The 20,492-nt window shown below is 72.1% G+C and carries 17 protein-coding genes and 1 pseudogene; 5 read left to right on the top strand and 13 right to left on the bottom strand.

What is annotated here, in order from left to right; all coding sequences use genetic code 11:
* Positions 1 to 307: 307 nt before the first annotated feature.
* The 7 genes from A3IC_RS0123590 to A3IC_RS0123620 all read right to left on the bottom strand — a co-directional run bounded on the left by A3IC_RS0123590 (position 308) and on the right by A3IC_RS0123620 (position 8,001).
* Positions 308 to 1,345: an N-acetylglucosamine kinase gene (locus A3IC_RS0123590; RefSeq protein ID WP_020552528.1), complete on the bottom strand. Its 1,038-nt coding sequence runs from the start codon at positions 1,343 to 1,345 to the stop codon at positions 308 to 310.
* On the bottom strand, positions 1,333 to 2,637 hold the full coding sequence (locus tag A3IC_RS0123595) for a 6-phospho-beta-glucosidase (protein WP_020552529.1): 1,305 nt from the start codon (positions 2,635 to 2,637) through the stop codon (positions 1,333 to 1,335). The genes A3IC_RS0123590 and A3IC_RS0123595 overlap by 13 nt, the downstream gene beginning before the upstream one ends.
* Positions 2,634 to 3,539 (bottom strand): carbohydrate ABC transporter permease, encoded by a 906-nt coding sequence (locus A3IC_RS0123600; protein WP_020552530.1) that lies wholly within the window; start codon positions 3,537 to 3,539, stop codon positions 2,634 to 2,636. The genes A3IC_RS0123595 and A3IC_RS0123600 overlap by 4 nt, the downstream gene beginning before the upstream one ends.
* Positions 3,540 to 3,640: 101 nt before the next feature.
* Positions 3,641 to 4,606, bottom strand: coding sequence for a carbohydrate ABC transporter permease (locus tag A3IC_RS0123605; protein WP_020552531.1), 966 nt, complete (start codon positions 4,604 to 4,606; stop codon positions 3,641 to 3,643).
* A 4-nt stretch (positions 4,607 to 4,610) separates the two neighbouring features.
* A complete protein-coding gene (locus tag A3IC_RS0123610) occupies positions 4,611 to 5,897 on the bottom strand; it encodes an ABC transporter substrate-binding protein (protein WP_020552532.1) in 1,287 nt (428 codons plus the stop codon).
* 244 nt (positions 5,898 to 6,141) lie between these two features.
* Positions 6,142 to 7,353, bottom strand: coding sequence for an ROK family transcriptional regulator (locus A3IC_RS0123615; protein ID WP_020552533.1), 1,212 nt, complete (start codon positions 7,351 to 7,353; stop codon positions 6,142 to 6,144).
* 135 nt (positions 7,354 to 7,488) lie between these two features.
* On the bottom strand, positions 7,489 to 8,001 hold the full coding sequence (locus A3IC_RS0123620) for a VanZ family protein (protein WP_020552534.1): 513 nt from the start codon (positions 7,999 to 8,001) through the stop codon (positions 7,489 to 7,491).
* Positions 8,002 to 8,168: 167 nt separating this feature from the next.
* Here A3IC_RS0123620 and A3IC_RS0123625 point away from each other — a divergent pair, with 167 nt between their 5' ends.
* Positions 8,169 to 9,602 (top strand): sugar porter family MFS transporter, encoded by a 1,434-nt coding sequence (locus A3IC_RS0123625; protein WP_026218641.1) that lies wholly within the window; start codon positions 8,169 to 8,171, stop codon positions 9,600 to 9,602.
* 108 nt (positions 9,603 to 9,710) lie between these two features.
* Here the strand turns inward: A3IC_RS0123625 and A3IC_RS0123630 are convergent, their stop codons facing one another.
* Positions 9,711 to 11,354 (bottom strand): ABC transporter permease, encoded by a 1,644-nt coding sequence (locus tag A3IC_RS0123630; RefSeq protein ID WP_020552536.1) that lies wholly within the window; start codon positions 11,352 to 11,354, stop codon positions 9,711 to 9,713.
* The gene (locus A3IC_RS0123635; RefSeq protein ID WP_020552537.1) at positions 11,351 to 12,265 is read right to left on the bottom strand and encodes an ABC transporter ATP-binding protein; all 915 of its coding nucleotides are present in this window, start codon (positions 12,263 to 12,265) and stop codon (positions 11,351 to 11,353) included. Before A3IC_RS0123635 ends, A3IC_RS0123630 begins: the two co-directional genes overlap by 4 nt.
* Before the next feature lie 101 nt (positions 12,266 to 12,366).
* On the opposite strand from A3IC_RS0123635, the gene A3IC_RS56185 reads away from it, so the two are divergent.
* Entirely contained in the window at positions 12,367 to 12,891 is a 525-nt protein-coding gene (locus A3IC_RS56185) for a GbsR/MarR family transcriptional regulator (protein WP_052173749.1), read from the top strand.
* A gap of 34 nt (positions 12,892 to 12,925) precedes the next feature.
* On the opposite strand, the gene A3IC_RS62580 is transcribed toward A3IC_RS56185, so the two are convergent.
* Positions 12,926 to 13,645: a DUF4097 family beta strand repeat-containing protein gene (locus A3IC_RS62580; RefSeq protein ID WP_020552539.1), complete on the bottom strand. Its 720-nt coding sequence runs from the start codon at positions 13,643 to 13,645 to the stop codon at positions 12,926 to 12,928.
* Positions 13,646 to 13,725: 80 nt separating this feature from the next.
* Complete coding sequence (locus A3IC_RS0123650) at positions 13,726 to 16,284, bottom strand: ABC transporter permease (RefSeq protein WP_020552540.1); 2,559 nt, start codon at positions 16,282 to 16,284, stop codon at positions 13,726 to 13,728.
* A 342-nt stretch (positions 16,285 to 16,626) separates the two neighbouring features.
* Here A3IC_RS0123650 and A3IC_RS0123655 point away from each other — a divergent pair, with 342 nt between their 5' ends.
* Positions 16,627 to 17,826, top strand: a complete 1,200-nt coding sequence (locus A3IC_RS0123655; protein ID WP_020552541.1) for a sensor histidine kinase — start codon at positions 16,627 to 16,629, stop codon at positions 17,824 to 17,826.
* Complete coding sequence (locus tag A3IC_RS0123660) at positions 17,823 to 18,524, top strand: response regulator transcription factor (RefSeq protein WP_020552542.1); 702 nt, start codon at positions 17,823 to 17,825, stop codon at positions 18,522 to 18,524. Before A3IC_RS0123655 ends, A3IC_RS0123660 begins: the two co-directional genes overlap by 4 nt.
* Before the next feature lie 176 nt (positions 18,525 to 18,700).
* On the opposite strand, the gene A3IC_RS0123665 is transcribed toward A3IC_RS0123660, so the two are convergent.
* Complete coding sequence (locus A3IC_RS0123665) at positions 18,701 to 19,348, bottom strand: HNH endonuclease family protein (RefSeq protein WP_020552543.1); 648 nt, start codon at positions 19,346 to 19,348, stop codon at positions 18,701 to 18,703.
* Between the two features lie 211 nt (positions 19,349 to 19,559).
* Between A3IC_RS0123665 and A3IC_RS0123670 the strand changes: the two are divergent.
* Positions 19,560 to 19,751, top strand: a pseudogene (locus A3IC_RS0123670) (RraA family protein); the annotation flags it as partial.
* Between the two features lie 16 nt (positions 19,752 to 19,767).
* On the opposite strand, the gene A3IC_RS0123675 reads toward A3IC_RS0123670, so the two are convergent.
* Positions 19,768 to 20,469: a hypothetical protein gene (locus A3IC_RS0123675; RefSeq protein ID WP_020552545.1), complete on the bottom strand. Its 702-nt coding sequence runs from the start codon at positions 20,467 to 20,469 to the stop codon at positions 19,768 to 19,770.
* Positions 20,470 to 20,492: the final 23 nt, after the last annotated feature.

Here is a 20,492-nt window from a genome sequence, read left to right on the forward strand (position 1 = left end):
CAGGCCGTACCGCCCCCACCGGGCGCGCGGCAGCCGCAGCCGTTGCGCCGCGCCCCTCGGATCAGCCGGTGCGCCCGCCCTGCCGCAGCCGATCCGGACCCCACATCCCCCGCCTACGGCCGACGCCTCCTCGCCCAGCCGACACCGCCCGCCCGGACCAGGCCGTACAGCCCCCACCAGGCGCGCCGCAGCCGCAGCCGCTTCACCGCGCCCCGCGATCCGCCGGCGCCCCCGCCCGCCGGCTCGCAGCCGATCCGGACCCGCCACCCCCCGCCCACCACCGACGCTTCCTCGCCCACCCCCGGGGTCAGGTCGTGCGCGCCCACCCGCTGCGCAGCAGTTGCTCCGCCTGGCCCGTCGGGTCCTCCGGTGCCCGGCCGTCGGCGCGGAGTCGGTCCAGGCCCAGCAGTGCCGCGCCGACCACCGGCGGATCCACCGCCACCCGAAGGACCGCCCGCGGCGCGGAGCGCAGGATCAGTCGGGAGACCGCCGCCATCAACAGCGGGGGCTGGGCCGCCAGGACCCCGCCGCCCAGCACGACGTCGGCCTCCTCCGCCAGCAGATCGAGCCGACCCAGCGCGGTCACCGCCATCACCGCTATCTCCCCGGCCTGCCGCTCCACCACCTCGCCCGCCACCGGATCCCCGGCATCGGCGATCCGGAACAGCAGCGGGACCAGTTCGTGCAGCCGCTCGGACGGCAGCTCGCCCAGATGCACCGCCTCGGCCACGGCGGTCGCCGACTCCAGGCCGAAGTGACCGGCCGTCGCGTCGGCCAACGCGGTCGCCGGACCCCGACCGTCCTCGGCGCGCACCGACGACCACATCACCTCCTCCATCAGGCCGAGCCCGCCGCCCCAGTCGCCGGTCATCCGGCCCAGCGCCGGGAAGCGCGCGGTCCGGCCGTCCGGCAGCAGGCCCACGCAGTTGATCCCGGCCCCGCACACCACCGCGACGCCGCGCGGCGCGCCGGTACCCGAACGCAGCACCGCGAACGTGTCGTTGCCGACGGTGACCGTACGGGCCCAGCCCCGATCCTCGAACTCCTTGCGCAGTTGCAACTCCTCGACCGGCAGGTCGATGTTGGCCAGGTACGCCGCGACGTGCTCCACCGGTCCGGCCCCCGCGGCCGACCGCAGCACCTCCTCCACCAGCGAGGCGATCCGCTCGACCGCCGCGTCCTGGCCGAGTTGGTACGGCGCGTAGCCCGCGCCCCGGCCGCGCCCCCACACCCGACCGTTCGCGTCGACGACCGCGACGTCGGTCTTGGAGTTGCCCGCGTCGATCGCGAGCACGGCCGGGGCCGATTCGGAGGAATCGGCCCCGCCCTCCGTCACCGGGCCCACGGCAGGTGCTCCTTGCCCGCCGCAAGCAGCCGATCGGTGAGTGCCTCGGCGATGTCGTACTGCCCGACCAGCGGATGCGCGAGCAAGGCGGTGACCACCCGATCGCGCCCGCCGCGCAGCGCGGCGTCCAGCGCGAGTTCCTCGTACGCCGCCACATGCGCGATCAACCCGGAGTGCAACGGCCCCAGCGGTGCCACCGGCAGCGGCGTCGCGCCGTTCGCGTCGATCCGCGACGGCACCTCGATCACCGCGTCGTCCGGCAGGAACGGCAGCGTGCCGTTGTTGCGCACGTCCGCGACCTGGATGCGATCGGCCCCGTCGAAACCGGACCCGGACCCGGAACCCGTGCCCAGCAGCGCGGCCACCAGTGCCACCGCCGCCTCCGAGTAGTAGGCCCCGCCCCGGCGTTCCAACAGCTCCGGCTTGGTGTCCAGGGTCGGATCCGCGTACAGCTCCAGCAGTTCGCGCTCGATCGCGGCCACCTGCTGGGCCCGGGACGTGGTGTGCCGCTGAGCGGAGACCACCGCGTCGTGCGCGTAGAAGTAGCGCAGGTAGTAGGACGGCACGGTGCCTTGCGCGCGCAGCAGTTCCACCGGCAGTTCGATGTCCTCGGCGATCGCCGGACCGTGCTCGGCCAGCAGCGTCGGGAGCAGGTCCGGACCCGGCTCGCCGTGCTCGTCCAGCACGCGCAGCCCGCGTTCCCAGGTCAGGTGGTTGAGCCCGACGTGGTCGAGCCGCAGCCGGTTGGGCGCCACGTCGAGCATCGCGGCGAAGCGACGCTGGAAGCCGATCGCCACGTTGCACAGCCCCACCGCGCGGTGGCCGGCGTCCAGCAGCGCGCGGGTGACGATGCCCACCGGATTGGTGAAGTCCACGATCCACGCGTTCGGCGCGGCCCGGCGCACCCGTTCGGCCGCGTCCAGCACCACCGGCACGGTACGCAGCGCCTTGGCCAGCCCACCCGCGCCGGTGGTCTCCTGCCCCACGCAGCCGCAGTCCAGCGGCCACTCCTCGTCCTGCGCGCGGGCCTCCTGACCGCCCACCCGGAGCTGGAAGAGCACCGCGTCGGCGTCCTCGACCCCCGCGTCCAGGTCGTCGGTCAGCACCACCCGGGCCGGATGTCCGTACCGGGCCAGGATGCGGCGCACCACCGCGCCGACCGGCTCCAGCCGTTCGATCACCGGGTCGACGAGCACGAGTTCGTCGACCGGCAAGGTTTCGCGCAAGCGGCCGAGGCCGTCCGCGAGTTCGGGCGTGTAGGTGGACCCACCGCCCACCACCGCGAGCTTCAACCCTTTACTCCCGTCAAAGTCACGCCCTCGATGAACGCCTTCTGGGCGAAGAAGAACACGAGGATCACCGGCGCCATCACAAGGAGCGTGGCGGCCATCATGAGATTCCAATTGACCTGGTGTGCGCCCTTGAACGATTCCAGGCCGTAGGACAGGGTCCACGCGCCCGGATTCTCGGACGCGTACACCTGTGGACCGAAGTAGTCGTTCCAGCAGTAGAAGAACTGGAACAGTGCGACCGCTGCGATCGCCGGCCGGATCATCGGCACCACGATCGAGATCAGGATGCGCAGTTCGCCGCACCCGTCCACCCGGGCCGCGTCCAGGTATTCGGACGGGATGGTGAGCAGGAACTGGCGGAGCAGGAAGATGGTGAACGCGTCGCCGAAGGCCATCGGGATGATCAGCGGCCAGAGCGTCCCGCTCAGGTGCATCTGCTTGGCCCAGAAGATGTACATCGGGATGATGATCACCTGCGGCGGCAACATCATCGAGGAGATCACCAGCATCAGCGCCACGCCGCGGAAGCGGAACCGGAACTTGGCCAGCGCGTAGGCCACCGGCAGGCTGGAGACCACGGTGAACAGGGTGCCGAGCCCGGCGTACATCAGCGTGTTGCGCCACCAGGTCCCGAAGCCCGGGGTCTTCATCACCTTGGTGTAGTTGCCCCACTCCCACGAGGTGGGCCACAGGTCGCTGGTCAGCGCCTGCTTGTTGCTCATCACCGAGGTCAGGAACAGGAATACGAACGGCAGGATGAAGAACAGTACGGCGGTGACGGCGAGCGTGTGCACGCCGATCCAGGTCAGTACGCGCTTGCGCCGTCGCGGGCGCGGCGGCGTCCGGGCGGGCGCGAGCGGCGGCGCGATGCCGGCGGCCTCGGCCGTGACGGTCTGGGCCATGGATCCGATCCCTTCTGGGCACGGTGGATCGTCGAACTGGGGCTACCGGCAGGGGCCTTCCGTGACCGGTAGAGGATGCGGGCCGCCTTCGACCCGGGTGCTCAGTCGTCGTCGAGCAGGCCCGAGCGGCGACGCAGCAGCAGGAAGGTGAACGCCATCGCGATCACGAACAGGAGCAGCGAGATCACGCACGCCGCGCCCGTGTTGAAGGTGGAGAACCCTTCCTCGTAGACCAGTTGCGGCAGGGTCAGCGTGGTGCCCTGCGGGTAGCCCGGTTCGAACGACTGGCCGGAGTTGCCGATGATGCCGCTCGCGACCTTTCCGGCCACCATCGCCTGGGTGTAGTACTGCATGGTCTGGATCACGCCGGTGACCACGGCGAACAGCACCACCGGGGTGATCGCCGGCCAGGTCACGTAGCGAAAGCGCTGCCACGGCCCGACGCCGTCCAACTCGGCCGCCTCGTACTGCTCGCGCGGCACGTCGAGCAGCGACGCGGTGAAGATCACCAGCAGATCGCCGATGCCCCACAGGGCGAGCAGGGTCAGGGCCGGCTTGGACCAGTCCGGATCGTTGAACCAACCCGGTTGCGGCATACCGACGTTGCCGAGCAGGTGGTTGACCGGCCCGGTGCCCGGGTTGAGCAGGAACGCGAAGCCGATCGTGGCGGCCACCGGCGGGGCCAGGTAGGGCAGGTAGGACAGCGTGCGGAAGAGCCCGCCGCCGCGCTTGAGCCGGATCGCCAGCATGCCCAGGCCCAGGCCGAAGATCACCCGCAAGGTGACCATCACCACGACCAGCCACAGCGTGTTGCGCAACGCCTGCCACAGCGGCGGGTAGTCGTTGAGCACGTAGTTCCAGTTGCGCATGCCCACCCAGACGGGCGGGTTGATCAGGTCGTAGCGGGTGAACGAGTAGTACACGGTCGCGCCGAGCGGATACGCGAAGAAGACCGAGAAGCCGATCAGCCACGGGGACAGGAACGCGAGCGTGCGCAGGTTCCGCCGGCGGCGCTGCCTGCGCAGCGCCGCCGGGACCTTCGCCGCCGCGGGGGCGGTCGTGGTCATCGGATCACTTGACCTGGGCCACGTCGGTGTCGATCTGCTTGTCCAGATCGGCCAGACTCTTGGTCAGATCGCCGCCTTGACCGGCCTCCCACTTGTAGGCGTACTCGGAGAGGGTGACCTGGTACTTGCCGCCGTTGGGGCTGGCGGGCGTGGTGTTGCTGGCGGGGTGCTTGAAGGCGTCGATGAACGGCTTGAAGTGCTCGTCGTTCGCCAGCGGCGACGCGGCCAGCGCGGCGTTGGTGCTGGGCACGTTGTGGATCGCCTGCGAGAACGCGACCATCGCCTCGGTGTCGGTGGTGACGAACTTGACGAACTCCCACGCGGCGGCCTGGTGGTGGCTGGACTTGGCGATGCCGACGGTGGTGCCGGTGAGGTAGCTGCGGCCGTACTTGTCCAGCTGGTCGTCCGGGACCGGGAACGGCGCGGTGCCGTAGTTCAGGTTCGGCGCGTCCTGGGCGAGCATCGCGGTACGCCACTCGCCGTCCATGGTCATCGCGAGCTTGCCGCTCATGAACGGGTTCTCGGCGGAGAACTCCTCACCGAACGTGGTGCGGAACTTCTCCAGCTTGTCGAACCCGCCCTGGCTCTCCACGAATTGCTTCTGCCAGTTGAAGAACTGCGGGACGACCGGGTCCTTGGACAGGTTCGACTTGCCGTCGGGCGTCTGGTAGGTCGGACCGAACTGGGCCAGCGTGTGCGCGGCGGAGAACTCGTAGGCGTGGAAGGTCGGCAGGAAGCCGGCGACCTTGAACGTGCCGTCGCCGTTGAGCTGGTTGAGCTTCTTGGCGGTCTCGGTCAGTTCGGTGAACGTCTTGGGCGGAGCGGTGATGCCCGCGGCGGCGAACATGTCCTTGTTGTAGTACAGCCCGTAGGAGTCGGCCAGCAGCGGCAGTGCGCAGCGCTTGCCCTGGAACTGGGTGTAGTCCAGGACCGGCTTGGGGAAGGTCGCCGCGGGGTCGATGTTGGACTTGGCCAGCCACGGCGCCAGGTCGGTCCACGAGCCCGACGTACAGAACTGGCCGACGTTGTCGGTGGTGAACGAGGAGACCACGTCCGGGCCCTTGCCGGAGCGGATGCCCTGGGTGATCTTGTCGTCGGTGACGTTGGAGACGACCTTGACCTTGATGTTCGGGTGCTTCGCGTTGAACTTGGCGACCAGGTCGTCGACCGCCTTGACCTCGCTCTCGGCGCTCCAACCGTGCCAGAAGGTGATGGTGACCTTCTTGTCGGGCGCCTCGTCCGCACCGGTTCCCGAGCCGCCGTCGTCGCCTGCGCACGCGGAGGCCAGCATGGCGAGCGTGGCGGCGCACGCGAGGGTCGTGATGGAACGACGGAGCCGTGGGAGTCTGTGCACTGGGTCCTCCTCCGGAGATGGCGACGGCGCGGCCGGGACGAGCGGCGCCGGGGGCCTTGCGGTGGTGCGGGTCGAGCGACAGAGCGCGCGGCCGGGTACGGGCACGGCGCAGCGAGAGCGCGGTGCCCGGTCGCGAGCGAGGGTGTTCTTCGTATGTGGTGCCGGGTCGGGCGAGGATGCGTCAGGTCGTGGTGAAGACGACGTCGCGGGCGATGTCGAGCGCCGCGTGCACGGCGCCGGTGAGAACGGGATTGGCCGGTACGTCGCCGAGCACGACGCGCGGGCGCGCGATCGCGAGGCGGTGCAACTCGTCGACCACGCGCGAGCGCAGCGCCTCGCCGCCGGCCATCGGGATGGCCCCCGACAACACGACGAGCCCCGGATCGAGCACGGAGACGATCACCGCGAGGCCCACCGCCAGCCGGTTGGCCAGCTCGTCGAGGAAGGCTCCGCCGCGCGAATCGGTCGCGCGCACCGCTCGGGCGACCGCCTGCGGAGCGGTACGACTGCCCACCCCGTAGGCGCGGGCCAGGGACAACACGGCGGGCGCGCCCGCCAGTTGCTGGAAGCCGCCGGTGTTGCGGCGGCTGACGTCGTGCGGCAGCGGGGCGCCGGGCATCGGCATGTAGCCGACCTCGCCCGCGCCACCGGTGGAACCTCGGTGCAGTCGGCCGCCGAGCACGATCGCACAGCCGATGCCCTCGTCCACCCACAACAGGACGAAGTCGCCGCCGTCGCGGGCCGATCCGTCCCGTTGCTCGGCGAGCGCGGCCAGGTTGACGTCGTTCTCCACGTCCACGGTCAGGCCGAGTTCCTCGCGGATGAGGTCCAGCACACCGGGGGAGTGCCAGCCCGCGAGGTGGCGGCCGTAGCGGAACTGTTCGGTGGTCGGGTCGAACGCCCCCGGAATGCCGATCACCACGTGCGCGAGGTCGGCGAGGTCGAGCCCGGCGGGCTTGGCCGCGGCGCGCACCGCGTCTCGGATCCGCCCCGGCGTATCGGCCGCTTCCCGGCGCGGGGTGGGCAGTTCGTGCTCGCCCACCACCCGTCCGGTCAGATCGGCGATGGCCACCCGGACCCGGGCGGGCGTGACGTCCAGGCCCGCGACGTGTCCCGCCGCGGGGTTGATCTCGTACAGCTGGGCGCCGGGCCCTCGGCCGCCCTCGGTGGTACCGACTCCGACGACCAGGCCGGCCGCCTCCAGGCGGGAGAGCAGCTGTGAGGCGGTCGGCTTCGACAAACCCGTCATCGAGCCGATCTGGCCCCGGGACAGCCGCCCGTGCCGCAACAGGAGTTCGAGCGCGGCCCGGTCGTTGATGGCCCGCAAAAGGCTCGGCCGCCCGGCCTGCTCCCGCCCGGACGCTCCCGCGCCGCGCTCGGTGCTTCCGGCCATGAGCGGTTCTCCCCTTCGCCACTGTTAGGAAACCTTCCTAAGAGTTGTAGAGGAAATTAGGCCCGCCATCTCGGCACTGTCAAGGGTGTCCGCCAAGGTCGTTTCCCTTGCCTGCCAGGGGAATCGGCCCCGACGTCAGCCGGCACGCGGATGCGTGGCACGTACGGCGGCTCGGCATACGGCGCAGAGCCCGGCCGCGAGCACCGCACCGGAGGCGTTCAGGAGCACGTCGTCCACCGAGGACACCCGCCCGATCGCGAGCAACCACTGGGCGATCTCGATCGCGGCGGACGCCGACGCGGCCAGGCCGGCGATTCGCCGCGCGCCGGACCGACCGGCGAAGCGCGGCGCGTGGAAGGGCAGCAGGAAGCCGAGCGCCGCGAACACCGCGAGATTGCCGCCCACCTGGATCACCGCGGTCACCGGGTCACCACGCAGCACGGCCGCGAGATCGCGCAGGGGCAACAGGCTGAGCGCGTGGCCGGAGCCGACCGGGGTGAGCACCATCCACACCCACGGGAGGGTGCCGAGCACCATCCCGGCGACGACCGCGACGCGCGGCCGGCGCAGTGCGAGCAGCAGCACCAGCGGCGCGGCGATCGCGCACGCGAGCAGCACCGCGCCCCACCGGGACCACACCCCACCCATTCGGCGGACTGTACCGGCCGAAGGCGGGGCGCGGGCGCCATCCGGGCGCATGGGCATGGTTACGGCGGTGATCTCGGGCAACCCTCCAAGTCCGGCGAGTTCTTTGGACCACGGCACCACGCACCGCGCCGGATCGGGCCGAGGTGCACGAAGCGCAGGAGGCGGCGTTGGCCGGCAGTAGAGCGACGACCGGGCACTCGGGTGGGGACACCTACTCGGAGCACCTCGGCCACGTCATCTTCATCACCGCTGCCGCCGCGATGGGCGGGTTCCTCTTCGGCTACGACAGCTCGGTGATCAACGGCGCGGTCGAGGGCATCCGGGGCAGGTTCGACCCCGGATCCAGCCTGCTCGCCCAGGTGGTCGCCGCCGCGCTGGTCGGTTGCGCGATCGGTGCGGCGGTCGCCGGGAGGATCGCCGACCGGATCGGCCGGATCCGGGTCATGCAGATCGCCGCCGTGTTGTTCGCGGTCAGCGCGGTCGGCTCGGCGCTGCCGTTCGCGCTGTGGGATCTGGCCATGTGGCGCGTGCTCGGCGGGACGGCGATCGGGATGGCCTCGGTGATCGGCCCGGCCTACATCGCCGAGGTCGCCCCGCCCGCCTATCGCGGTCGGCTCGGCTCGTTCCAGCAGGCCGCGATCGTCACCGGCATCGCGGTCTCGCAGCTGGTCAACTGGGGCATCCTCAACCTCGCCGACGGCGACCAGCGCGGCAAGCTGCTCTTCGGCCTGGAGGCGTGGCAGGTGATGCTCGGCGTGATGGTGATCCCGGCCGTGCTGTACGGCCTGTTCACCTTCACCATCCCCGAGTCGCCGCGCTTTTTGATCTCGGTCGGTCGAGACGATCAGGCCAAGAAGGTGCTCGCCGAGGTGGAGAGCGACCAGGTCGACCTGGACGCGCGCGTCGCCGAGATCAAGGAGGCGATGCGCCGCGAGCACAAGTCCACGTTCAAGGACCTGCTGGGCGGCGGCGGATTCGTGTTCCTGCCGATCGTGTGGATCGGCATCGGGCTCTCGGTGTTCCAGCAGTTGGTCGGCATCAACGTGATCTTCTACTACTCGGCGTCGCTGTGGCAGTCGGTGGGCATCGACCCGACCAGCTCGTTCCTGTACTCGTTCACCACGTCGATCATCAACATCATCGGCACGATCATCGCGATCTCGCTGGTCGACCGGGTGGGCCGCAGGCCGCTCGCGCTGGTCGGCTCGGCCGGCATGGCGCTCTCGCTCGGCCTGGTCGCGTGGGCCTTCTCCGCCCGGACCGGCTCGGGCAAGAACATCAAGCTCCCGGACACCGAGGGCACCGTGGCGCTGATCGCGGCCCACTCGTTCGTGTTGTTCTTCGCGCTGTCGTGGGGCGTGGTGGTGTGGGTCTTCCTCGGTGAGATGTTCCCGAACCGGATCCGCGCCGCGGCGCTGGGCGTGGCCGCGTCCGCCCAGTGGATCGCCAACTGGGTGATCACCGTGTCGTTCCCGACGCTCTCGGACTGGAACCTGTCGGCGACGTACGTGATGTACGCGTGCTTCGCGGTGTTGTCCATCCCGTTCGTGCTCAAGTTCGTCAAGGAGACGAAGGGCAAGACGCTGGAGGAGATGGGCTGAACCCGGCGCCGGCGGCCGAGCCTTCCGGATGCGGGCTCGGCCGCTTGCGACGGTTCACCACCGCTTTCGGCCGCCGGGTTCGATGTCGGGCCGGACCGGAGGCCGGGGTCAGTCCAGGTCGCGTCCGCGCAGCGCGAGCAGGCCCGCGGTCGGCAGTGCGAGCGCCAGGGCGAGCAGCCACAGGTACGGCGTGGCCGTGACGTCGGTGCCGGGCAGCTTCGGCAGGTGGCCGAACGGCGACACGTCCAGCACCGCCTGCGGCAGCTTGAGCACCGGTCCCAGCCAGCCGAGCGCGATCACCAGCCCGACCGGGCCCCACACCGCCGCGGCGAGCCGCGGCAACGCACCGACGACCAGTACGGCAAGCCCGGTCAACACCCACACGGCCGGAACCTGGGCGAGTGCGGCGAGCAGGATGCGCGGCAGTTCGCCGGACACGTCGCCGGCGGTGATTCCGTACGACAGGCCCATCGCGAGACCGCCGGCGGCCAGGATCAGCACGGGGCCGGCGTACGCGATCACCAGGTGCCCGCCCGCCCAGCGCAACCGGCCGACGGTGTTCGCCAGCAGCGGCTCGGCCCGGCCGTTGCTCTCCTCGTCGCGCAGCCGCAGCACCGAACCGGCGGTGAACAACGCGCAGATCAGGCCGAGCATGCCCACCAGCGTGGACAGGAACGCGTCGGTCAGTGCCGGATGGCCGCCCATCCGGCGGATCAGGTCGCGGGTCCCGGTGTTGTCGCCGACGATGTCCTGCGCGCCGTCGGCGATGCCGCCGAACACCGCGCCCGCGAAGGCGAAGCCGACCGTCCAGGCGAGCAGCGTGCCGCGTTGCAGACGCCAGGCCAGGCCGTACACGCCGGCCAGCGACGCGGGCGCGTGTGCCGGTCCCGGTCGGGGCCGCACGAACCCGGCGCCCAGGTCGCGCCGGTCCGCGAGGGCGTAGGCGAGCGCGACACAGCCGGCGACGAGGCCGACCGGCAGGAGCAGTACCCACCAGCGGTCGCCCGCGAACGGCCGTACGTTCTCGGCCCAGCCCAGCGGCGAGGCCCAGACCAGTGGGTGGCTGCCGGCCGAGGCCGCCTCCCGGGCAGCGTCGCCGGCGGCGCGCAGTACGAAGGCGACGCCCAGGACGGCGCCGGCGATGCCCTTGGCGTGTCGGGCGTTCTCGGTGAGCTGCGCGGCGACCGCGGCGACGGCGGCGAACACCAGCCCGGACAGCGCGACGGTGAGGCCGAACGCGAGCGAGCCGGCCACCGGTCGGCCCGCACCGAGCAGGATCGCCGTGCACAGCGCCAGGAGCAGCACATCGGCCAGCGCGGCGGTGGCCAGGGCCGAGGTGAGCGGCGCCCGGCGGCCCACCATCGCCGCCGACAGCGCCTCCTGGCGACCGGTCTCCTCCTCCTCGCGGGAGTGCCGGATCACGATGATCAGGCTCATCAGCCCGGCGAGCAGTGCGGCGTACCCGCCGATCCGCCACGCGGTGAGGGCGCCGTACGAGTCGCCGAACACCGCGCCGTACAGGGCCCGGAGCGAGCCGTTGGCGTTCATGTCGGCGGCGAGCTCGGCCCGTTCGGTGCCGGTGCCGTAGAGGTTCTCCAGGGAGCGTTCGACGCCGGAGACGGCGCCGGCCACGACCAGCACCCAGACCGGGAGCAACACCCGGTCGCGGCGCAACGCGAGGCGGATCAGGGTGCCGGTGCCGGTCAGGTGGCGCGCGCCGCCGCGCGGCAGCGGGAGGACGGCGGCGGTCATCGCGACGCCACCAGCGGGGCGTCGGTGTCCTGGTCGCGGTAGTGCCGCAGGAACAGCTCCTCCAGGGTGGGCGGGCTGCCGGCCAGGCTGCGTACGCCGATCTCGGCGAGCCGGAGCAGTACCGGGTCCAGATGATCGTTGTCCACCTGGAGCACGACGTGGCCCTCGCTCTCCGTTACGTCGTGCACGCCCGGGAGATCGGCCAAGTCCGCGCCCGGCCCGCGTAGTTCGGCGCGCACCGTGGTCCGGCTCAGGTGCCGTAGGTCGGCCAGTGAACCCGACTCGACAGTGCGGCCGTTGCGGATGATGCTGACCCGATCGCACAGCGCCTCGACCTCGGCCAGGATGTGGCTGGACAGCAGCACGGTCCGACCGCGCTCGCGCTCCTCGCGCACACAGCCCCGGAACACGTCCTCCATCAGCGGGTCCAGGCCGGACGTGGGCTCGTCCAGGATCAGCAGGTCCACGTCGGAGGCGAACGCGGCGACCAGGGCCACCTTCTGCCGGTTGCCCTTGGAGTAGGCGCGGCCCTTCTTGGTCGGGTCCAACTCGAACCGGGCCAGCAGATCGGCGCGCCGAACCGGGTCCAGGCCGCCGCGCAGCCGGCCGTACAGGTCGATCACCTCGCCGCCGCTGAGGTTGCGCCACAGCGTGACGTCGCCGGGCACGTACGCGACCCGGCGATGCAGGGCGACGGCGTCGCGCCACGGGTCGCCGCCCAGGAGGGTGACGTCGCCGCGGTCGGCGCGGATCAGGCCGAGCAGGACGCGGATGGTGGTGGACTTCCCGGCCCCGTTGGGGCCGAGGAAGCCGTGTACCTCGCCGACCGCGACACGCAGATCGAGGCCGTCGAGGGCGTGGGTACGCCCGAAGGACTTGTGCAGACCGGAGACGCTGATCGCCGTGTTCATGTTTCAGAACATACGCTTCGTTCAGAAACTTGTGAAGTTTGGAAAGGTCAAGAATCATGGAGGAACGACGGTCGGAACGGCGTGAGCGGAAGGTGACCCGAATGCGAGACGACGGGCCGGTGCGCGACGAGGCCGAGGTCGTTCGGTACATCGAACGCTTCGCGAGCGAATTGGCCGACGCGGGCATGCAACGGATGGCCGCGCGGGTGTTCGCCGCACTGCTCGCGGCCGACTCGGCGAGCATGACCTCCGCCGAACTCGCCGAGTCGTTGCGGATCAGCCCGGCCGCGGTGTCGTCGGCGATCGCCTACCTGTCCCAGGTGCGGATGGTCCACCGCGAACGCGAGCCCGGCTCGCGCCGGGACCGCTACCGGCTGCACGACGAACTCTGGTACGAGACCTACGGCGAGCGCGACAAGCTCATGGCCCGCTTCGAGATCATCCTGCGCGATGGCGCGAACGCCCTGGGCCCGAACACCCCCGCAGGCGCCCGCGCCCGCGAATCGGCCGAGTTCTTCGCCTTCCTCCAGGCCGAGTTCACCGGAGTCATGGACCGCTGGCGAAACCGGGAGCGCCGGCCGCCACCGGACCACCCGCCTCGGAGACAGGGCCACCCGATCCGATGACACCGCGCGTCGGTCGGAGCCGCACGAGCCGGCGCTATCGCGTGGGGAGGATGTCCGCCGCGCCGGACGTGGCATGCACCCGCACCCGGTGCGGTGCGGCCGGATCCCGGGCCACGTCGACCCTGGCCGAGCCGTGCTCGCTGCTCGCGTCCGTCGCGTAGGCGGTGCCGGCCGGCAGCCGGACCCGGGCATTGTCGCCTTCGGCGTCGACCCGATCGGGCGGCGCGGCGAAGGACATGTCCACCGCGTCCCGGTCGGCCCGGGCGACGACCGTACGCGCGGTCAACCGCTCGCCGCGGATGCCGCCGTGTGCCGTCCGCGCGTCCAGATCGCCGGACAGGCCGATGAGCGTGACCTGCCCCGAGGTGGTGCCGACCCGGACCGCGAGCCCCGGCGGCACGCTCACCTCGTACGAGACCTGCGCGCTGCCGCTCACGGTGTGCCGCAGCGTGAGCGTGCCCTCGGCCGACACGTGTTCGGTGGCGGGTTCGTCGGTGCCGAAATGCTTGATCTCGGTGACCCGCACCGACCCCGGCTCGCCCTGAACCACCTGCACCCGGCCCGCTCCGCCGACGATCACGAGCCGGGTGAGCGGCGCGTCGACGGTGTACCGCGCCCGGCGGGTGGTTGCCCGGGACGGCGAGTCCGGTTCGGCACACGCGGATCCGCCCAGCAGGAGGCCGGCGAGCACGCACAGGCGCACCGGGCGACCGAGTGCGCGGCCGGCGAACGATGGCGAACGCTTGGGCCACATGGGAGTTCCCGTCCTGATCGGAGTCGGCGAGCACGAGCTCGTGGGCACGAGCGCGGCGGCGGACCGGACTCGGCGTCGCACTACTGCGCCCCGATCGCGGTGAGGACCGGGATCCGTGCCGCCCGGCGTGCGGGGAGCAGCGCCGCGAGCACACCCACCACCGCGGATCCGGCTGCGATCACGGCGAGCGTCGACCACGGGACGGCGAGCACCTCCAGGCCCTGATCGGCCAGTCCGCGCCGGGCGGTCATTCCCCAGCCGACGCCCAGCAGCAGTCCCAGGAGCGTGCCGTACGCCGACAGTGCCACCGACTCGGCCCGGACCATGCGCCGGATCTGCCCGCGCGAGGTGCCGATCGCCCGCAACAGGCCGATCTCCCGGGTGCGTTCGAGCACCGAGAGGGTGAGCGTGTTGACCACGCCCAGGGCGGCGATCAGGATCGCCAACCCGAGCAGCGCGTAGACCAGGTCGAGCACCCCGTCGATTCCGGCCCGAACCACGTTCTTGTACTCCTCCCGGTCGCGGGCCGCGGCCTGGGGGAACGGCGCCAGGGCCCGGGCCAGGCTCGCCTTCAGCGCGGCTCGTCCGGTGCCCGGCGCGGCGTCGACGAAGATCATCGCCTCCTGTGCGCCCGGCGCGATCCGGGCCAGCGTGTCCAGGTCGGTCAGCGGTGCGTCCCGACGGCCGATCGACCGACCCGCCGGGTCCGGCGCCCGCAGCGCACCGACCGTCACAGTGGCCTCGGCACCGGCGGGGCCGCGCAGACGCACCGGGCCGCCGACGGACAGCCGCAGGTCGGCCGCGTATCCGGCGCCCAGGCTGATCGTGCCCGGCGGCGGCGCCGGCAGCAGCACGCCGGTCGGCGACCGCATGCGCAGGACCGCGGGCAGGTCCGGATCGGCGCCCTGTACCCACGCGTGCCGGGACCCGCCGTCGGTGACCAGCTCGACCCGGGCCTCGCGCAGCCGGATCACCCGGCCCACGCCCGGCGCCCGGCGAACCGCCTCGACCACCTCCGCGGTCAGCGGGGCGTCGCCCTTGCTGCTCTGAACCGTGATGTCGGACCCGAGAGTGCGATCGATGCGGGCGTCCATCGACGCACTCGCGGACGCGGCGACCACCGCGGTGGCCGCGACCACGGCCACGCCGATCGCCAGTGCGGCGGCGGTGGCCGAGGTACGCCGGGGGTCGCGCACCAGGTTCTCCCGCCCGAGTCGATCGATACCGGCGCCGCGCCGGCCGGTGAGCCGCGTGAGCACCGGGATCACCGTGCGCACCAGCAGCGGGCCGAGCACGATCACGGCCACCAGGCTCAGCACGACCCCCACGATCGCGAGCGGCCCGCCGACCACGGCCGCCAGGACGCCGGCCGCGCCGATCCCGGCGCCGATCACCGTGCGCCGCCGGGCGGGACGTGTGGTCGCGGGGCCGGCCGCCTCGCGCAGCGCCGCCATCGGCGCGACCCGGCTCGCCCGGGCGGCGGGCACGGCAGCGGCAAGCAGGGTGCCCGGTACGCCGACCAGATAGGCCGCGATCGGCGTGCGGGCGGTGATCGCCAACGGGGCGTCGGCCGGGCCCACGCCCGCGCCGCCGATCGCCTCACGCAGCAGCGCGGCCAGGCCGATACCCGCGGCCAGGCCCAGGGTCGAGCCGATCGTGGCGAGCAGCAGCGCCTCGACCTGTACCGAGCGACGGACCTGGCCACGACTGGCGCCCAGCGCCCGCAGCAGCCCCAGCTCCCGGGTGCGTCGGGCGACAAGCATGGAGAACGTGTTGACGATCAGAAAGCCGGCCACCAGCAGCGAGACGCCCGCGAAGCCGAGCATCGCCGTGCGCACGAAGTCGACACCGGCACCCGCCTCACCACCCTCGGCGGCGGCGAGCTGCCCCCGTGTGCGCACCTGCGCGCCCTCGCCCGAGCCCAGGGCGGTGGCCACCCGCCGGGCCAACTCGGTGTCGGCGACACCGGCCGCCGCGTCCACCCGCACGGAGGTCAGCACGTCCGGCACACCCAGGAGCCGGGAGCGGGCGGCGTCGGTGTCCAGGAAGACCGCCGGATATCCGGGATCGAGGGCGCGAAACGTCGCGATGCCCACGATCACCGCCTCGAAGCCGCCGGGCACCGCGACGATCCGGACCCGATCACCGAGCCCCAGATGCGCCCGCCGCGACGAACCCGCGTCGAGCACCACCTCACCGGGGCCGTGCGGCTCCCGGCCCGAGGTCAACCGGACCGGCGAGCCCGGATCGGGAAGCCAGTTCCCGGCCACGGTCCGGCCACCCGCCGCGCCCTCCACCCGCTGATCGCCGCGCGCCGCCACGGCCACGTTGTGCACCTCGATCACCGGATGGGCGGCGGCCACCCCCGGCACCCGCCGGACCGCGTCGAGTACGCCGGCCGACAGGGTCGGCGGCCCACCGGGCGCGGCCGAGCGCAGCCCGGCGGCGCTGTCCGGATCCGGCGCCCGCACCGTCACATCGGCCGCGCCGTCCGCCGCCAGATCCGTCGCGGCCCGGGTCGTCGTATCGGCGAGCACCAGTGTGCCCGTCACGAACGCCACCGACAGCAGCACCGCGAGACCGGACAGCAGCAGCCGACCGCGATGTGCCAGGAACCCGCGCAGGGTTGTCCGCAACATGCGCTTACCCCCGCCCGATCCGGAACCGACGGGCCCGCGCGGCCGATTCGACCGGGCCCGGGCCCATGCGGTCGGCTCGGGTGGTGTGCCCCGGTGCTCCCGGGGCGGGCGCCGGTGTGCGGTGTTTCATGATCGTCCTCACTCGAAGCGGACCGCGTCGACGCGGTCCCGGTGCCGCAACGCTCCCGCCGCCACCCGTTCGCGCGCGTCCGGCTCGCGACCCCCGGGCGGGACCGGGTCGCCCGGTCCGGGTCCGCCTGGGGCATCGGTCGTGCGACCGATGCCGGGAGGTCCCTCCCCGGGGGGACGCGCGGTCGAGCGGGGACGAACTACCGTCTGTCCGTGGAACACAGCCGACCGCCCCTCACCCAGCGCCTGACCCTGCGTCACCTGGTCGCGCTGGACGCGATCGCCGCCGTCTTCGTGGCGGTCATGATCAGCCCGGACCCGCGGCGCCTGGACGAGCGCGGCCTGCCGCCGGCGCTGTTCGTCCCGGTCGTGATCGCGCTGGCCGCGGCCGTGTTGGTGCGCCGACCGGCTCCGCTGCCGGCCTTCGGGCTCTGCTGCGTGGGATACGCGACCATGGCCACGCACGGCTACGCCAAGTCGCCGCTGATCCCGCTGATCTTCGTGATCTACACGGTGGGCCTGACCCAACCACCACGGCGGTCGGGCGTGCTGGTGGGCACGGCGGCGCTGATGGTGGGCATCGCCCCGCGCCTGGCCGGCTCCGACGAGTCGACCTGGTCCTACCTGACCGGCTGGCTGCCGGCGGAGATCGGGCCGCTGCTGGCCTTCTGGGTGATCGGGGTGACCGTGGGCAAACAACGGGCGTACAACGCCGGCCTGCGCGAGCAGGCCGAACGCCGGGCCCGGGCCCAGGCGGAGCAGGCACGCCGCACACTGATCGAGGAGCGGCTGAGGATCGCCCGGGAGATGCACGACGTGGTCGCGCACAGCATGAGCGTGATCGCGGTGCAGGCCGGCGTCGGCCACCACGTGAGCGGCACCCGACCGGACGAGGCGGCCAAGGCGCTCGCCGCGATCGAGACCACCAGCCGCTCGGCACTGCGCGAACTCCGGGCGCTGCTCGGCGTGTTGCGCGAGGAGAAGGCGCCGGCCGACGACCGGTCGAGCTTCCACGCGGCGCCCGGTCTCGCCGACGTGCCGGGTCTGGTGGAGAAGACCGGCCGGGCCGGCCTGCGGGTCGCGGTCCGAGTCGAGGGCACCCCGCGCGAGTTGCCCGCCGGGATGGACCGCGCCGCGTACCGGATCATCCAGGAAGCCCTGACCAACGTGGTCAAGCATGCCGGGACCGCGCGCGGCGACGTGCGTATCCACTACGGCGCCGGCGACGTGCGGATCGAGATCACCGACGAGGGTGTCGGCCCGATCGCCGACCTGCCGGGCCCGGCCGTGGGCCACGGCCTGGTGGGCATGCGCGAGCGGGTCGCGCTCTACGACGGCGAGTTCCAGGCCGGCCCGGGCATCCAGGGCGGATTCCGGGTGGTCGCCCGGCTGCCGCTGGGGGCGGGCGGATGAGCATCCGGGTGTTGGTCGCCGACGACCAGGCGCTGGTCCGGGCGGGCTTTCGGGTCCTGGTCGAGTCCGATCCCGAACTGACCGTGGTGGGCGAGGCCGCGAACGGGGCGCAGGCCGTCGAGTTGATCCGGCGCGAACGACCGGACGTGGTCCTGATGGACATTCGGATGCCGGAGGTGGACGGCATCGAGGCGACTCGGCAGGTACTCGCCGAGGGCCCGCGACCGCCGACCACCCGGGTGCTGGTGCTGACCACGTTCGACCTGGACGAGTACGTGTTCGCCGCACTGCGCGCCGGGGCCAGCGGTTTCCTGCTCAAGGACACCCCGCCCGCCGACCTGCTGTCCGCGATCCGGGTGGTCGCGGCGGGGGACGGGCTGCTCTCGCCTGGCGTCACCCGGCGCCTGATCGAGGAGTTCGCGCAGCGCCCGGTCGCTGCGGTGCGTGCTCCGGCGCTGCTCGGTGGCATCACCGATCGGGAGCGCGAGGTGTTGCACGAGGTGGCGCGCGGCCGATCCAACGCCGAGATCGCCGAACGGCTGCACCTGTCGCTGTCCACGACCAAGACCCACGTCAGCCGGCTGCTGCTGAAGCTCGACGCGCGCGATCGGGCCCAGTTGGTGATCGCCGCCTACGAGGGCGGGCTGATGAGCCGGGTGCACCGACGGCCGACTCCCGCACCTGCCGCCGAGGAGTGAGCTTGTCCGTGGAGACAACCGACGCCGTGGCGGCTCAGCGACGCGATGCGCAACGCGCAGCCCCGGACCGAGACATCCACCCCTGTGGGACACCTCAGTTGTTCCCAACCGCCGTGCCAGGCAGGTCGTCATCTCCGGCCCGGCCGGCGCATGGGGTCGAGCAAGCCGCCGAGGCCCTACCGTGTGCCCGGCGAAATCGGCACGTTGGGGCACTGCGCGCCCAATCGATCGAGCGTGGCGAGTTCGGTGGCGTCGACCGTCAGGTCGTACTTGGTCTTCACCGTCACCCAGTCCGTCAGGTACGTACACCGAGCCCCCTCGTAGGGCGGCAGCCAAGTGCCCGGGTCCTGATCGGCCTTCGAACGGTTGTACTTGGCCGTCACCGCGACCAGCGCCCGAGGCTGGTCGAGATCGTTCGCGTACTGCTCACGCTGGATCGCCGTCCACGCGGACGCGCCCGAGTCCCACGCCTCGGCCAGCGGCACCATGTGGTCGATGTCCAGGCCGGACGCGCCGTCGACGTAGGCGTCTTCGTAGTACGAGTACCAACGCCCGCCGGTGAGCACGCACTTGGCGCCGATCTCGGGCGGCGTGACGGCCTCCTCGATGAGTACCTCGGCGCGCGTCGAGCACCCGTCCTTGTCCGCGTCGACCCAGTGCCGGAACGCGTCCCGGTCGTAGCCGGCGCGGTTCTCGTCGGCCACCCGCAGGCCCGCGATCGCGTCCCGGAGCGGAATCCGCGTGCCGGTCTCGGTGGCAACCGTCGCTGTCGTGGGCGCGACCGCCACCGCGTTCGTCGCCGGCGCGAACAGCAGTGCGCCCATGCTCGTTGCCGCCACCAGCAGCGAGGCGGCTCGACGTCCCACCGTGATTCCCGTGTGCATCATCGCGTTTGCCCCAGAGTCGCCGTGACAGGTCCGCTCCTGTTGTAGCGATGTGCCCGAGCGAGATCGACAACGGCGCAGTTGTGCCACTCGAAAGAGTGATCCCGGGTGGGCATTTGCCGGCAGCTCCGCCGCGGGGCGCTTGGCGGAGGTGGACGCCGGCGACATCGAGGTGGCCGACGAGGAGGGCGTCGTGGTTGTCCCGGGCGCGCGTCGCGAGCAGGTACTCCGGGACGCCCGGGCGAAGTCGGCCGAGGAGGTGGACGAATCGCTCGACGCGTGGGAGGCGGCGCACCGTGCGAAGGTCGACGCGATCCTGGCCGAGCACGGGTTCGAGGGCTGAGCGGCGGCCCTCGCGGTCAGGGCCGGACCGGGCGGGCGCTTTCCCAAGAAGGGTAGTGCCGCATGGTGTCGCGTCCGCAGGGGCAGTACACGGCGGCGCGCTGATCGAGCACGAAGACCACGCCGATCCAGTAGTTCCGGAGTGCGCGCACGCACCACTGGTGGGGCAGGAGTTCGCCGGACGGGACGAGGGTGGTCAGGTAGGTGCCGAGGTTGGCGCCCATCGGTACGAGTGGCATGCGCTGCGGCAGGAGGGTGTGCCAGACGCCGCGATCGGTGACCTGGATGGAGCCGCCGGCGTCACCGCTGCCGTCGGTTTCGGCGATCACGGCGATGGTCATGGGTACGTCGTCGGTGACGCCCGAGTGCGGGAAGAGCGCGGAGGCGCCGTCCGGGCGCGATACGGCGAGGTCGCCGTCGCGGTGGGCGCCGACCGGCGATACGTGCATGATCGCGTCGATCCTGCCGAGGTATTCGGGGACTTCCTCCAACCACGCGACCCGATTGCGGGCGACTTCGAGCACGCGCGGTACGGGCTTGCCCGGTGCCTCCCAGGCCACGGTCGCGTGGCCGCCCGGGACGCCGGGGAGAAGCCGGATGTCCGCGAGGGAGAGGCAGGTCAGGAAGGCCCGAGCGGCGTCGAAGCTCTGGAGCAGACCCACCACCCGATCGGGTGACAACAGGTGGGTGCCGGCGGAGCAGGGTCGGTTTTCGGACATGGCGACTCCGAAGTCGATGAACG

It is taken from the genome of Embleya scabrispora DSM 41855 (genome assembly GCF_000372745.1).
Classification (GTDB): Bacteria; Actinomycetota; Actinomycetes; order Streptomycetales; family Streptomycetaceae; genus Embleya; species Embleya scabrispora.